Source organism: Rathayibacter sp. PhB152, assembly GCF_003751395.1.
In the GTDB taxonomy this organism is placed as follows: domain Bacteria; phylum Actinomycetota; class Actinomycetes; order Actinomycetales; family Microbacteriaceae; genus Rathayibacter; species Rathayibacter festucae.
In genome coordinates this window covers 143,801-156,839 of the sequence record NZ_RJUT01000004.1, presented here as the reverse complement: position 1 = coordinate 156,839, position 13,039 = coordinate 143,801, and the positions used below count along the sequence as shown (strand labels likewise).

Here is a 13,039-nt window from a genome sequence, read left to right as displayed (position 1 = left end):
TCAGGCGAAGCGGGCGTCGACGGCGTCGCCGTGCGCGGGGAGCGCCTCGGCGTCGCTCAGCGCGCGGATGTGCGGGGCGACCCGCTGCAGGGCGGCGCGGTCGTAGGAGACGAGCTGCTGCGGGCGGAGGAAGGTGTGCGCGCCGAGACCGGAGGAGAAGCGCGCCTGCCCGAGGGTCGGCAGCACGTGGTTGGAACCGGCCAGGTAGTCGCCGAGGCTCACCGGGGTGGTCGGGCCGAGGAAGACGGCACCGGCGTCGTGGATCCGCTCGGCGGTGGCCTGCGGGTCGACGGTGTGCAGCTCGAGGTGCTCGGGGCCGTAGGCGTCGCTGAACGCGCAGGCGATCTCGAGGTCGTCGACGATCACGAGGGCCGACTGCGGGCCGGAGAGGGCGATGCCGACGCGCTCGGAGTGCTGGGTGCGCGCGGCCTGCTCGACGATCTCGCGGCCGACGGCCTCGGCGAGGGCCGGATCATCGGTGACGAGGAGGGCGGAGGCGGCCTCGTCGTGCTCGGCCTGGCTGACCAGGTCGGCGGCGATCAGGCGCGGGTCGGCGCTGGAGTCGGCGATGACGAGGATCTCGGTGGGTCCGGCCTCGGAGTCGATGCCGACCTGGCCGAGCACCTGGCGCTTGGCGGTGGTGACCCAGACGTTGCCGGGGCCGGTGATGATGCTGACCGGGTCGAGGCCGAGGGAGTCGACGCCGTAGGCGAGGGCGGCGACCGCTCCCGCGCCGCCCATGGCGTAGACCTCGTCGACGCCGAGGAGCCCGGCGGCGGCGAGGATCGTCGGGTGCACGGAGCCGCCGAACGCCTTCTGCGGCGGCGAGGCGAGCGCGACGGAGCCGACGCCGGCGACCTGGGCGGGCACAGCGTTCATGATCACGCTGGAGGGGTAGACGGCCTTGCCGCCGGGGACGTAGAGGCCGGCGCGGCCGACGGGCTGCCAGCGCTGGGTGACGGTGGCGCCGTCGTCGAGCACCGTGGTGCGCGCCGGGGGGATCTGCGCCGCGCTGGCCTTGCGGACGCGGGTGATCGCTTCCTCGAGGGCCGCGCGGATCGCGGGATCGAGGTCGCGGACCGCCGCGGCGATGTCCTCGGCGGGCACGCGCAGGTGCGGCGGGCGGATGCCGTCAAGGCGCTCCGCCTGCTCGAGCAGCGCCTCGGCGCCGCGCGCGCGGACGTCGGCGATCAGCTCGGCGACGACGGGCCCGACGGCGGCGGACGTGCCCGGATTGCGCGGAACGAGGGCGAGGAGCTCGGCGGCGGACGGACGCCGCCCCCGAAGATCGAGAGTCTGAATCATGGCCGCCCCAGCCTACCGGCCGCGCTCGCGCCGCTCCCCCGCGGGCGCCTCCCGCGCCGCCGACGCCAGGTCTCGATACGCCGCTGCGAGGCTACTCGACCAGCATGGGCAGCGCACGACTCGAGGCGAATCGGCGATCCGCGTGCCAGCGGATCGCCGCAGCCGAACGCAGGACGCTCTACTCGACGCAATCACCCGCACGAGCCGACCGCGGCGAGCCGGGCAGGGACCGGCTCGCACGACGGCTCAGTACAGACAGTTCGGCCCGAGGAGGCTCTTCAGCTCGCCGAAGAGGTCCGGCGTGATCCGGACCGGGAACGGGACCTCGAAGACGCGGGCGGTGTCGCCCTTGATCAGCTTGAGGCGGACCTCGGTGCGGCCGGAGTGGCGGATGAGCACGTCGCTGAGCTGCGAGACGGTGTCGGTGGTCGCGCGCGACTCCGGCATCGAGACGGTCAGCGGCCCGGAGTCGCCGTCCTGGCTCATCTCGGGGGCGAAGAGGCTGAACGCGTGCAGGTTCATCCCGTCGTCGCGCATGCTGACACGGCCGCGCACGACGACGATGGAGTCGTTGGTCAGCGCGGGAGCGAACTCCTGGTAGGCCTTGCCCATGAACATGCAGGTGATCTCGCCGCCGAAGTCCTCGACCTGGATCATCCCGTACTGGTTGCCCGACGCCTTCGCCATCCGGTGCTGCACGCTGGTGACGAGTCCGGCGACGACCACCGTCTCGCCGTCGCCGATCGACTCCGAGACCAGCAGGTCGGCGATCGTCGTGCTGTAGTGCTTGGCCAGCTCCGTCTCGAGCCCGGCGAGCGGGTGGTCGGAGACGTAGAGGCCGAGCATGTCGCGCTCGAACGCGAGCTTGTCCCGCTTGGCCCACTCCGGCCGGGTCGGCACCTGGATCGCGGCCTGCGGCTCGTCCCAGAGGCTGTCGAAGTCGAAGCCGACCTGGCCGTTGGCCTCGTTGCGCTTCTCGCCGACGGCGGCCTCGACCGCGTCCTCGTGCACCTCGACGAGCGCGCGCCGGGTCGAGCCGAGCGAGTCGAACGCGCCCGCCTTGATCAGCGACTCGATGGTGCGCTTGTTCGCGACCGGGAGCGGCACCTTGCGCAGGAAGTCGTGGAACGACTCGAAGCGCCCCTTCTCCTCCCGGGCGACCCGGATGCCCTCGACGACGTTGGTCCCGACGTTGCGGACGGCGCCGAGGCCGAAGCGGATGTCGGGCCCGACGGCGGTGAAGAAGCCGATCGACTCGTTGACGTCCGGCGGCAGCACCTTGATGCCCATCCGCCGGCACTCGTTGAGGTAGGCGGCCATCTTGTCCTTGGAGTCGCCGACGCTGGTGAGCAGCGCGGCCATGTACTCCGCGGGGAAGTGCGCCTTGAGGTAGGCGGTCCAGTAGGAGATGACGCCGTACGCGGCCGAGTGCGCCTTGTTGAACGCGTAGTCGGAGAAGGGCAGCAGGATGTCCCAGAGGGTCTTCACCGCGGCCATCGAGTAGCCGTTGTCGGCCATGCCGCCGGAGAAGCCCTCGAACTGCTTGTCCAGCTCGGACTTCTTCTTCTTGCCCATCGCGCGGCGGAGCAGGTCTGCCTGCGCCAGCGTGAAGCCCGCGAGCTTCTGCGCGATCGACATCACCTGCTCCTGGTAGACGATCAGCCCGTAGGTGCCGCCGAGCACCTCGGCGAGCGGCTCCTCGAGCTCCGGATGGATCGGCGTGATCTCCTGCACGCCGTTCTTCCGCAGTGCGTAGTTGGTGTGCGAGTCGGCACCCATCGGGCCCGGCCGGTAGAGCGCGAGGACCGCGGAGATGTCCTCGAAGTTGTCGGGCTTCATCAGGCGCAGAAGGCCGCGCATCGGCCCGCCGTCGAGCTGGAAGACGCCGAGCGTGTCGCCGCGTGCCAGCAGCTCGTAGGCGGCCGGGTCGTCGAGCGCGAGGTCCTCGAGGACGAGGTCCTGACCGCGGTTGGCGCGGATGTTGTCGAGCGCGTCGTCGATGATCGTGAGGTTCCGCAGCCCCAGGAAGTCCATCTTGATCAGGCCGAGCGACTCGCAGGCGGGATAGTCGAACTGCGTGACGATCTGGCCGTCCTGCTCCCGCTTCATGATCGGGATGATGTCCTTGAGCGGGTCGCTCGACATGATCACGCCGGCCGCGTGCACGCCCCACTGCCGCTTGAGGTTCTCCAGGCCGAGGGCCGTCTCGAAGACGAGCTTCGCCTGCGGGTCCTCGGCGATGACGTTGCGGACGTCGAGCGCCTCCTTGTAGCGCGGGTGCTCGGGGTCGTTGATCCCGGTGAGCGGGATGTCCTTGCCCATGATCGCGGGCGGCATCGCCTTGGTGAGCTTCTCGCCCATTCCGAACGGGAAGCCGAGCACGCGCGAGGCGTCCTTGAGCGCCTGCTTCGCCTTGATCGTGCCGTAGGTGACGATCTGGGCGACGCGCTCGTCGCCGTACTTGTCGGTGACGTAGCGGATGACCTCGCCGCGGCGACGGTCGTCGAAGTCGACGTCGAAGTCGGGCATCGAGACGCGGTCGGGGTTGAGGAAGCGCTCGAAGATCAGGCCGTGCTTCAGCGGGTCGAGGTCGGTGATCTTCATCGCGTAGGCGGCCATCGAGCCGGCTCCGGAGCCGCGGCCAGGGCCGACGCGGATGCCGTTGCGCTTGGACCAGTTGATGAAGTCGGCGACGACGAGGAAGTAGCCCGGGAAGCCCATCTGCAGGATGACGCGGGTCTCGTAGTCGGCGCGGTCCCGCACCTCCTGCGAGATGCCGTCCGGGTAGCGCTCGTTCAGCCCGGCCTCGACCTCCTTGACGAACCAGGTGTCCTCGGTCTCGCCCTCGGGCACCGGGAAGCGCGGCATGTAGTTCGCGGAGGTGTCGAACTGCACGTCGCAGCGCTCGGCGATCAGCAGCGTGTTATCGCAGGCCTCGGGATGGTCGCGGAAGACCTGGCGCATCTCGCGCGGGGACTTGAGGTAGAACTCGTCCGCGTCGAACTTGAAGCGCTTGGGGTCGTCGAGCGTGGTGCCGGACTGCACGCAGAGCAGCGCCGCGTGCGAGGTGGCGTCGTGCGCGTGGGTGTAGTGCAGGTCGTTCGTGGCGACCAGCGGCAGATCGAGGTCCTTCGCCAGCCGGATCACGTCGCCGATGACGCGGCGCTCGATGTCGAGGCCGTGGTCCATGATCTCGGCGAAGTAGTTCTCCTTGCCGAAGATGTCGCGGTAGTCCGCGGCCGCCTGGCGCGCCTCCTTGTACTGCCCGAGGCGCAGGCGCGTCTGCACCTCGCCGCTCGGGCAGCCGGTGGTCGCGATGAGGCCCTCGGAGTGCTCGGCGAGGATCTCGCGGTCCATCCGGGGCTTGAAGTAGTAGCCCTCGATCGAGGCGCGCGAGGACAGCCGGAACAGATTGTGCATGCCGGTCGTCGTCGAGCTCAGGAGCGTCATGTGCGTGTAGGCGCCCGAGCCCGAGACGTCGTCGCCGCCGCCGTCGCCCCAGCGGATCCGGGTCTTGTCCGAGCGGTGCGTGCCGGGTGTGATGTACGCCTCGGTGCCGATGATCGGCTTGATCCCCGCCGCGGTCGCGGTGCGCCAGAAGTCGAAGGCGCCGAACACGTTGCCGTGGTCGGTGACGGCGATCGCCGGCATGCCCTCCTCCACCGCCGCGTCGATCAGCGGCTTGACCCGGGCGGCACCGTCGAGCATCGAGTACTCGCTGTGCACGTGCAGGTGGACGAAGGAATCGTTACTCGGCAAAGGATGCGCCTCCGACGGACTGCGGGCAGGGAGACCGAAAGTCTACCCGCGTCACTCCCCGCGGAGGACGTCCAGCGCGTGTGCGAGGTCGTCGGGGTAGGTCGCCTCGAACTGCACCCACTCCCCCGTGCCCGGGTGGGTGAAGGCCAGCCGCACGGCGTCCAGCCACTGCCGGGTGAGGCCGAGGCGCTTGGAGAGCGTGGGATCGGCTCCGTACATCGCGTCGCCCACGCAGGGGTGGCGCTGGGCCGCCATGTGCACGCGGATCTGGTGCGTCCGGCCGGTCTCGAGCCGGATCTCGAGGAGCGAGGCGAAGGGGAACGCCTCGATCGTCTCGTAGTGCGTGACCGAGGGCTTGCCGTCGGCGCGGATCGCGAACTTCCAGTCCGAGGAGGGGTGGCGTCCGAGCGGCGCGTCGATCGTGCCGGTCAGCGGATCGGGGTGCCCCTGCACGACGGCGTGGTAGATCTTCTCGACCAGCCGGTCGTGGAAGGCGCGCTTGAGATGCGTGTACGCGCGCTCGGACTTCGCGACCACCATCAGGCCGCTCGTGCCGGCGTCGAGCCGGTGCACGATGCCCGCCCGCTCGGCGGCGCCGGAGGTCGAGATGGTGAAGCCGGCCGCGGCGAGGGCGCCGAGCACGGTCGGGCCCTCCCAGCCGACGGCCGGGTGCGCCGCCACCCCGACGGGCTTGTCGATCACCACGATGTCGTCGTCGTCGTGGACGATGCCGAGGTCGGGGACCGCGATCGGGACGATGCGCGGCTCCTCGCGGGGACTCCACTCGACGCTCAGCCAGGCGCCCGCGGCGACGCGGTCGCTCTTGTCGAGGACCCGGCCGTCGGCGGTGACACCGCCGGCGTCGATGACCTCGGCGGCGAAGGTGCGCGAGAAGCCGAGGAGCTTGCCGACGGCCGCGTCGGCGCGCAGGCCGGCGAGTCCGTCGGGGACGGGCAGCGCGCGGGACTGCACCATCAGGCGCCGCCGCGCGGCTCGGAGTCGATCGCCGCGGTGCTGTCGGTGTCCGGACCGTCCTCTGCGGCGGCCTGCTCGGCCTTCCGCGAGGAGCGCGTACCGTCGAGGTTCACGCCGCGCAGGCTGAGGATCACGAAGAGCCCCATCGCCGTGCAGATCGCGATGTCGGCGACGTTGTAGATCGCCGGCAGCAGCCACGGCGTGTAGAGGAAGTCGACCACGTGGCCGAGACCGAACGACGGCTCGCGGAAGAGCCGGTCGAACAGGTTGCCGAGCGTGCCGCCGAGCAGCAGGCCGAAGAACAGCGCCCACGCCGTCGAGCGGATGCGCCGGGCGAACCAGACCACGGCGACGACCACGCACGCGGCGATGATCGAGAAGATCCAGGTGGAGCCGCTCGCGAGCGAGAACGCGGCTCCGGGGTTCTTCACGTAGTGCAGGATCAGCACGTCGCCGAGGACGTGCACGTCCTCACCGAGCGTGAGCCGGGTGCTGACGAGGTGCTTCGCGGTCTGGTCGATCGCGAACACCGCGAGCGCAACGAGGCCGAGGGTGACGAGCACCCTCGGCCTGACGTTCGCTGCGGTGGTGCTACGCCCCAAAGCCGGGGAACGAGGACGACTCGGCCGACACCGGCTGGGTGTCGAGGTCGCGGAGCTGGCCCTCGATGTAGCTCTTCAGCTTCTGGCGGTACTCGCGCTCGAAGGTGCGGAGCTCGTCGATGCGGTGCTCGACCGTCGCGCGCTCCTCCTCGAGCTTCGCGACCTGGGCACGCTGCTTGGCCTCGGCCTCGGCGACGATGCGCGCGGCGGTGGCACGGCCCTCGGCGACGAGAGCGTCGCGCTTGTCGGCACCCTCGCGGACGTGCTCCTCGTGGAGACGGCGCGCGAGCTGCAGGAGTCCGCTAGAGCTCTCGGCCTCGTCGACCGGAGCCGACTGCGAGGCGGCGGGAGCGGCCTGGGCGGGAGCCGGGGTGGGCTCGGGCTCGGGCTCGGGCTCCGGCTCGGGAGCGGGGGCCTCGTCGACCACGGGAGCGGGGGCCGGCGTGGACGCGACGGGGGCGTCCGTCGGCCGCGAGTCACCGGAGGAGAGGCGCTGGCGCAGCTCCTCGTTCTCCTGGTTCAGGCGGCGGAGCTCCACGACGACCTCGTCGAGGAAGTCGTCGACCTCGTCCTGGTCGTATCCCTCGCGGAACTTCGTCGGCTGGAACCGCTTGTTGACAACATCTTCGGGAGTGAGCGCCATGGCTTTCCACCTTCGATTTCAAGTAGGTACACGTTCAAGAACGTTCGGCTGGAGCTAGCAACGACTAAAGCTAGCAACTGGGAGCGCGCGGCGCAGTGCGGGCACAGCGGAGCACGTCCGATCGACGCCAACGATACAGGGGACGCGGGCGACCCGTGCACCGCCGGGCATCAGACGCGCTGGAGCCAGGTGGCGATGTACATGCCCACGATGACGCAGAGCATGGTGAGGCTCCAGCCGAAGTCGAGGGCGATCGGGCCGATCGAGACCGGCTTGATCACGCGGCGGAAGAAGGAGATCGGCGGATCCGTGACCGTGTAGACGGTCTCGGCCGCCACGAGTCCCACGCCGCGGGGGCGCCATTCGCGGCGGATCACCCGGACGAGATCCAGGACGAACCGCGCCCACATGGCGAAGAAGTACAGCAGGAGCGCGAAGTAGAGGACGCTCGCGAAGAGCGAGATGACGGAGCTCACCGAACGACAGGGCTCCCGGGATCAGGACTTCGCGAAGAACGACGCGTCGGCGTCGCTCTCGGCGGAGGCCGAATCGCCCGCGACCGTGATGTGCGACGGGGAGAGGAGGAACACCTTGCTCGTGACGCGCTCGATGCGGCCGTAGAGGCCCTGCGAGAGGCCGCTGGCGAAGTCGATCAGGCGGCGCGCGTCGGCGTCGCTCATCTGCGAGAGGTTGATGATGACGGGGATGCCGTCGCGGAAGTTCTCCGCGATGACCTGAGCGTCGCGGTACTGCTTGGGGTGGACGGTGAGGATCTCGTTCATCTCAGCGTGTGCCGTCGCCTTCGGGGTCTGGGGGGTGGGCTTGCGGAGCGGGGTGACCGTCGCGCGGGGCTGCTGCGGGGTCGGCTCGACCGGCGGGACCGGCTGGACCGGGGAGACCGGGGCGCGGTGCGCTGTCGCGGGGGCCGCCTCGACGGTCTCGGCACGCTCGTACTCGACCTCTTCGTCGGCGAGTCCGAGGTACACCATCGTCTTCTTCAGCGGGTTGGCCATCAGTGTCCTCCGTGTTGTCGTCTCACCCACAGCTGGGTCACGACGAGGCTACGGGCGGGCGGGCCGATTGCCGGTGATTGCCGACCCGATTCGCAGGTGTGTCGCACCCTCGGCGATCGCCTCGGCGAAGTCGTTCGACATGCCGGCGGAGATGCCGGTCGCTCCGGGGTCGATCGAGCGGACCCGCTCCGAGATCGCGCGCAGCCGCGCGAAGGCCGGGCGGGGCTCCTCGCCGAGCGGAGCGACGGCCATCACGCCGCGCAGGGCGAGCCCGGGGGCGGCGGCGAGGGCCTCCGCGAGCGGCTCGACCTCGTCGGGGGCCGCTCCCCCGCGGTCGGGGTCGTCGGTGAGGTTGACCTGCAGGAAGACGTCGAGCGGGGCCTGCCCGGGCTCCGGCGCACCGGTGTCGAGCAGCGGGACGAGAGCGAGCCGGTCGACCGAGTGGATCGAGGTCGCGTAGCGGCGCACCTGGCGCGCCTTCTTGCTCTGCAGCTGGCCGATGTAGTGCCAGCGCGCGGGCGTGCCGGCGAGCTCTGCCGATTTCTCCTGAGCCTCCTGGTGACGGTTCTCGCCGAAGTCGGCGACTCCGAGCTCGAGCAGGTCGCGCAGGAGCGAGACGGGGTGGTACTTGGTGACGACGATCGTGGTCAGCTCCGACGGGTCGCGACCGGCCGAGCGGGCGGCGTCGGCGACCTGCTCGGTCACCGACGCCCAGCGCTCGGCCAGCTCGCGATCCACCACGGCGGCGACTACTTGAGGAAGTCGGGGATGTCGAGGTCGCTCTCGTCGTCGTCGAACGACGGGTCGGCGACGGGAGCCGGCGCGGCGACGGGGGTGCTCGACCAGATCGACCCGGCCGACGGCGCGGCGGCCGGGGCCGGTGCGGGCTCGGACGACGCCTCCGCGGGCAGGCTCTGCTGCGGGCGCGGCGCGGCGACGGCCGCGGGACCGGTCGCGCCGGGCTCACCGCCGTCGAAGCCCGCCGCGATCACGGTGACGCGCACCTCGTCGCCGAGGGTGTCGTCGATCACGGCACCGAAGATGATGTTCGCCTCGGGGTGCACGGCCTCCTGGACCAGGCGCGCCGCGTCGTTGATCTCGAAGATGCCGAGGTTCGATCCGCCCTGGATGGAGAGCAGCACGCCGTGCGCGCCGTCGATGCTCGCCTCGAGCAGCGGGGACGCGACGGCCAGCTCGGCCGCCTTGATCGCCCGGTCCGCGCCGCGCGACGAGCCGATGCCCATCAGCGCGGAGCCGGCGCCCTGCATGACCGACTTGACGTCGGCGAAGTCGAGGTTGATCAGACCCGGGGTGGTGATCAGGTCGGTGATGCCCTGGACACCGGCGAGCAGCACCTGGTCGGCCGTGGCGAACGCCTCGAGCATCGAGATGCCGCGGTCGCTGATCTCGAGCAGGCGGTCGTTCGGGACGACGATGAGGGTGTCGACCTCGTTCTTCAGGGTCGCGACACCCGCCTCGGCCTGGGTCTGGCGGCGGCGGCCCTCGAAGCCGAAGGGCTTCGTGACGACACCGATGGTGAGCGCGCCGATCGACTTCGCGATGCGCGCCACGACGGGCGCGCCGCCGGTGCCGGTGCCGCCGCCCTCGCCCGCGGTGACGAAGACCATGTCGGCGCCCGCGAGCACCTCCTCGATCTCCTCCGCGTGGTCCTCGGCGGCGCGGCGGCCGACCTCGGGGTCGGCGCCGGCGCCGAGTCCGCGGGTCAGCTCGCGGCCGACGTCGAGCTTGACGTCCGCGTCGCTGAGCAGCAGCGCCTGCGCGTCGGTGTTGATCGCGATGAACTCGACGCCGCGGAGGCCGAGCTCGATCATGCGGTTGACGGCGTTGACGCCGCCACCGCCGATGCCGACGACCTTGATCACGGCGAGGTAGTTCTGGTTTGAAGTCACGTGTCCGGCCTCCGGGCTGAACCTTAAACCTGTAGTTGAGGCTTAAAGTTATGCTGAGTATGCATTTGGGGTGTGGGCTCGACGGTAGGCGGAGTGCGCGCCGCGCTGCGACAGACACGCCCGCAATCGGAAAAGAGCCGTGCGGATCCGTCCGGCGCGCCGCTCACCGCCGGGCGACGACGGCGGCCTCGGGCGAGGAGACGTCGTAGGAGGCGACCGCCGCGGGATCCGTCGCCGCCATCAGCTTCTCCAAGACGACGGCCTTGAGCGCGGAGTCGTCCGACCCGCCCCAGAAGACGACGGCGCCGTCCGCGAGGGTCAGGGAGACGTCGTCCCCCGTGGTCGCGGCCGCCGAGGCGACCTGGCTCTCGAGCGACTCCGGCAGGGTGAGCAGCACCCGTGCGGTCGCGCGGAACGCCGCTCCCGAGGCGGAGCCGGTCGGCGTGCTGAGCAGCGGGTAGCCCTCCTGCGCGGCGGGCGCTGTCTCGATCACTACGCCCGCCGGGTCGACGAGGTCGAACTCGGCGCCGTCGGCGATCACGCCGACCGGGGTCCGCTCGACGACGCTGACGATGAGCGTGCTCGGCGGTCGCGTCTGCACGGAGTAGCTGCGCACCAGGGGGTAGCTGCCGAGCACCCGCCCAACGGCGGCGCGGTCCACCAGCGTGAGCGGCACCCCGACCTGGTCGGCGAGCGAGTCCTGGATGTCCTGGGCGCTGACGCGCTGGGTGCCGGTGATCTCGATCGTCTTCACGGCCATCAGCGGCGAGTAGGCCGCCGCGGCGACGACCAGCGCGAGGAGGACGAGCGAGCCGGCCGTGACCAGGGCGATGGTGCGGCGGCGGCGCGCGCGCTTGGTGAAGCGGCGGACCTCGCCGCGCTCGAAGCGCCGGCGCTCCCGAGCCGCCTTCGCGAGCGCGCGGCCCTCCGACCCGGGCAATGAGAGTCCCCGGAGCCGGGACAGCGGCGTCCTCCGCGACTCGGCCGCCGTCTCGGGCGGAGTCCTCTCCGACTCGGGCGTGGTGGGCTCCGCCTTCGCGGGTCCCGCCTTCGCGGGTCCCGCCTTCTCCGGCCTCGCCTCCGCGGAAGCGGCCTTCGTGGGTGCGAGCTTCGTGGGTGCGAGCTTCGTGGGTGCGGCCTTCGCGGCCTTCGCCGATCTCCCGGCCTCCGCCGCCTTCTCCGCCTTCAGCCGCTCGGCCTGCAGCTTCCCCGCCGCACTCCGGGGAGCGGGCGGCACCTGCAGCGACGCCCGCGTCGTCAGCCGGATCGGCTGGGTGGGGTGCTCGTCGTCACTGGACGGACGCGACTGCGCCGGCGGAGGGCCCGCCGGACGAGCGGGTGCTGAGCGCACTCCGCTCGGCGGCCGCACGCCGTCCGGCCGCTTCATCGCGCGACCGGCGCGACCTCGCTCGCGCCGAGCGACTCGAGCAGCTGCGGGATGATCCGGTAGACGTCGCCGCAGCCGAGGGTGATCACGAAGTCGCCCTCGCGCGCGATCTCCGCGGTGCGGCGGGACGCCTCCTGCCAGTCGGCGAGGAACGAGACGTGCGACGGATCGGCGAACTTCTCGCTCACCAGCGCGCCGGTGACGCCGGGCTCGGGGTCCTCGCGCGCGCCGTAGACGTCGAGGACGATCGTCTCGTCGGCGTAGGTCTCCAGCGCCTCGGCGAACTCGCGGGCGAAGAGCCGGGTGCGGCTGTAGAGGTGCGGCTGGTGCACGGCGATGATCCGGCCGGAGCCGACGACGGTCCTCGCGGCCGAGAGGGCGGCGGCGACCTCGGTGGGGTGGTGCGCGTAGTCGTCGTAGACGCTCACGCCGCGCACGGCGCCGTGCAGCTCGAAGCGGCGCTCCGTGCCGCCGAACTCGGAGATCGCCGCCAGGGCGGGAGCCGGTTCGAAGCCGAGGCCGACGAGCACGGCGAAGGCGCCCGCCGCGTTGATCGCGTTGTGGCGGCCCGGGATGCGCAGTCGCGTCGTGTAGCGGCGGCCCTCGTACTCGACGGTGAAGCCGACCGGGCCGACCAGCTCGAGGTCGACGACGCGGACGTCCGAGCCCTCCGCCTCGCCGAATGTCAGGACCTTCGGTCCGTCGATGCGGCGGGTGACGCTGACGGCGCCGGGGTCGTCGGAGGAGATGACCACCAGCTCCCGCGCGCTCGAGGTGAAGGTGACGAACGCCTCCTCGAACGCCTCGAGCGAGCCGTAGTGGTCGAGGTGGTCGGGGTCGACGTTGGTGACGAGCGACACCGCGGTGTCGTAGAGCAGGAAGCTGCCGTCCGACTCGTCCGCCTCGACGACGAAGACCTCGCCGGAGCCGGCCGCGGAGGAGGTGCCGAGGCCCTCGATGATGCCGCCGTTGACGAAGCTGGGGTCGGCGTCGAGTCCGAGCAGACCGGTGACGATCATGCCGGTCGAGGTGGTCTTGCCGTGCGCGCCGGCGACGGCGACGAGGCGCTTGCCGCGGACGAGCCAGGCGAGCGCCTGCGAGCGGTGCAGGACGGGCAGGCCGCGCTCCTTGGCGAGCAGGTACTCGGGATTGTCCGGCCAGAGCGCCGACGTGACGACGACGGCCTCGGCGTCGCCGAGGTGCGCCGCGTCGTGCCCGATGGCGACCGGGATGCCGAGCTCGCGGAGCTGCTCGATCGGGTGCGACTCGCGCACGTCGGAGCCGGTGACGCGGTGACCGGCGCGGTGGAACAGCCGCGCGATCCCGCTCATCCCCGAGCCGCCGATGCCGATGAAGTGGACCGAGCCGAGCTCGTCGGGGACGGTGATGCCGAGGTCGGGCTTGATCACGGGGCTCTCGCTTTCGGGTGGTCGGCTCGGCGTGCG

11 protein-coding genes are annotated in these 13,039 nt (G+C 71.3%); all 11 read right to left on the bottom strand.

The features are described 5' to 3' along the window. The gene (gene hisD / locus EDF36_RS10670) at positions 1-1,305 is read right to left on the bottom strand and encodes a histidinol dehydrogenase (RefSeq protein ID WP_123733004.1); all 1,305 of its coding nucleotides are present in this window, start codon (positions 1,303-1,305) and stop codon (positions 1-3) included. Positions 1,306-1,551: 246 nt separating this feature from the next. After that, complete coding sequence (gene dnaE, locus EDF36_RS10665; protein ID WP_243600275.1) at positions 1,552-5,013, bottom strand: DNA polymerase III subunit alpha; 3,462 nt, start codon at positions 5,011-5,013, stop codon at positions 1,552-1,554. Between the two features lie 102 nt (positions 5,014-5,115). Continuing rightward, on the bottom strand, positions 5,116-6,036 hold the full coding sequence (locus EDF36_RS10660) for an RluA family pseudouridine synthase (protein WP_123733325.1): 921 nt from the start codon (positions 6,034-6,036) through the stop codon (positions 5,116-5,118). Positions 6,037-6,038: 2 nt separating this feature from the next. Continuing rightward, complete coding sequence (lspA, locus tag EDF36_RS10655) at positions 6,039-6,602, bottom strand: signal peptidase II (protein WP_123733002.1); 564 nt, start codon at positions 6,600-6,602, stop codon at positions 6,039-6,041. Between the two features lie 28 nt (positions 6,603-6,630). After that, complete coding sequence (locus EDF36_RS10650) at positions 6,631-7,284, bottom strand: DivIVA domain-containing protein (protein WP_123733001.1); 654 nt, start codon at positions 7,282-7,284, stop codon at positions 6,631-6,633. Positions 7,285-7,454: 170 nt separating this feature from the next. Next, positions 7,455-7,760, bottom strand: a complete 306-nt coding sequence (locus EDF36_RS10645; protein ID WP_260300677.1) for a YggT family protein — start codon at positions 7,758-7,760, stop codon at positions 7,455-7,457. Between the two features lie 21 nt (positions 7,761-7,781). Beyond that, a complete protein-coding gene (locus EDF36_RS10640; RefSeq protein ID WP_123446142.1) occupies positions 7,782-8,297 on the bottom strand; it encodes a cell division protein SepF in 516 nt (171 codons plus the stop codon). 48 nt (positions 8,298-8,345) lie between these two features. Continuing rightward, entirely contained in the window at positions 8,346-9,038 is a 693-nt protein-coding gene (locus tag EDF36_RS10635) for a YggS family pyridoxal phosphate-dependent enzyme (RefSeq protein WP_260300676.1), read from the bottom strand. Between the two features lie 8 nt (positions 9,039-9,046). Next, positions 9,047-10,207, bottom strand: coding sequence for a cell division protein FtsZ (gene ftsZ / locus EDF36_RS10630; RefSeq protein ID WP_123733000.1), 1,161 nt, complete (start codon positions 10,205-10,207; stop codon positions 9,047-9,049). Between the two features lie 163 nt (positions 10,208-10,370). Next, positions 10,371-11,594, bottom strand: a complete 1,224-nt coding sequence (locus tag EDF36_RS10625; RefSeq protein WP_123732999.1) for an FtsQ-type POTRA domain-containing protein — start codon at positions 11,592-11,594, stop codon at positions 10,371-10,373. Beyond that, positions 11,591-13,003, bottom strand: coding sequence for a UDP-N-acetylmuramate--L-alanine ligase (gene murC, locus EDF36_RS10620; protein WP_123732998.1), 1,413 nt, complete (start codon positions 13,001-13,003; stop codon positions 11,591-11,593). Before murC ends, EDF36_RS10625 begins: the two co-directional genes overlap by 4 nt. Positions 13,004-13,039: the final 36 nt, after the last annotated feature.

Coding starts and splice junctions, on each gene's coding strand:
- hisD (WP_123733004.1), bottom strand. CDS start 1,305: ATGATTCAGACTCTCGATCTTCGGGGGCGGCGTCCGTCCGCCGCCGAG.
- dnaE (WP_243600275.1), bottom strand. CDS start 5,013: ATGCTCGACGGTGCCGCCCGGGTCAAGCCGCTGATCGACGCGGCGGTG.
- EDF36_RS10650 (WP_123733001.1), bottom strand. CDS start 7,284: ATGGCGCTCACTCCCGAAGATGTTGTCAACAAGCGGTTCCAGCCGACG.
- EDF36_RS10640 (WP_123446142.1), bottom strand. CDS start 8,297: ATGGCCAACCCGCTGAAGAAGACGATGGTGTACCTCGGACTCGCCGAC.
- EDF36_RS10625 (WP_123732999.1), bottom strand. CDS start 11,594: ATGAAGCGGCCGGACGGCGTGCGGCCGCCGAGCGGAGTGCGCTCAGCA.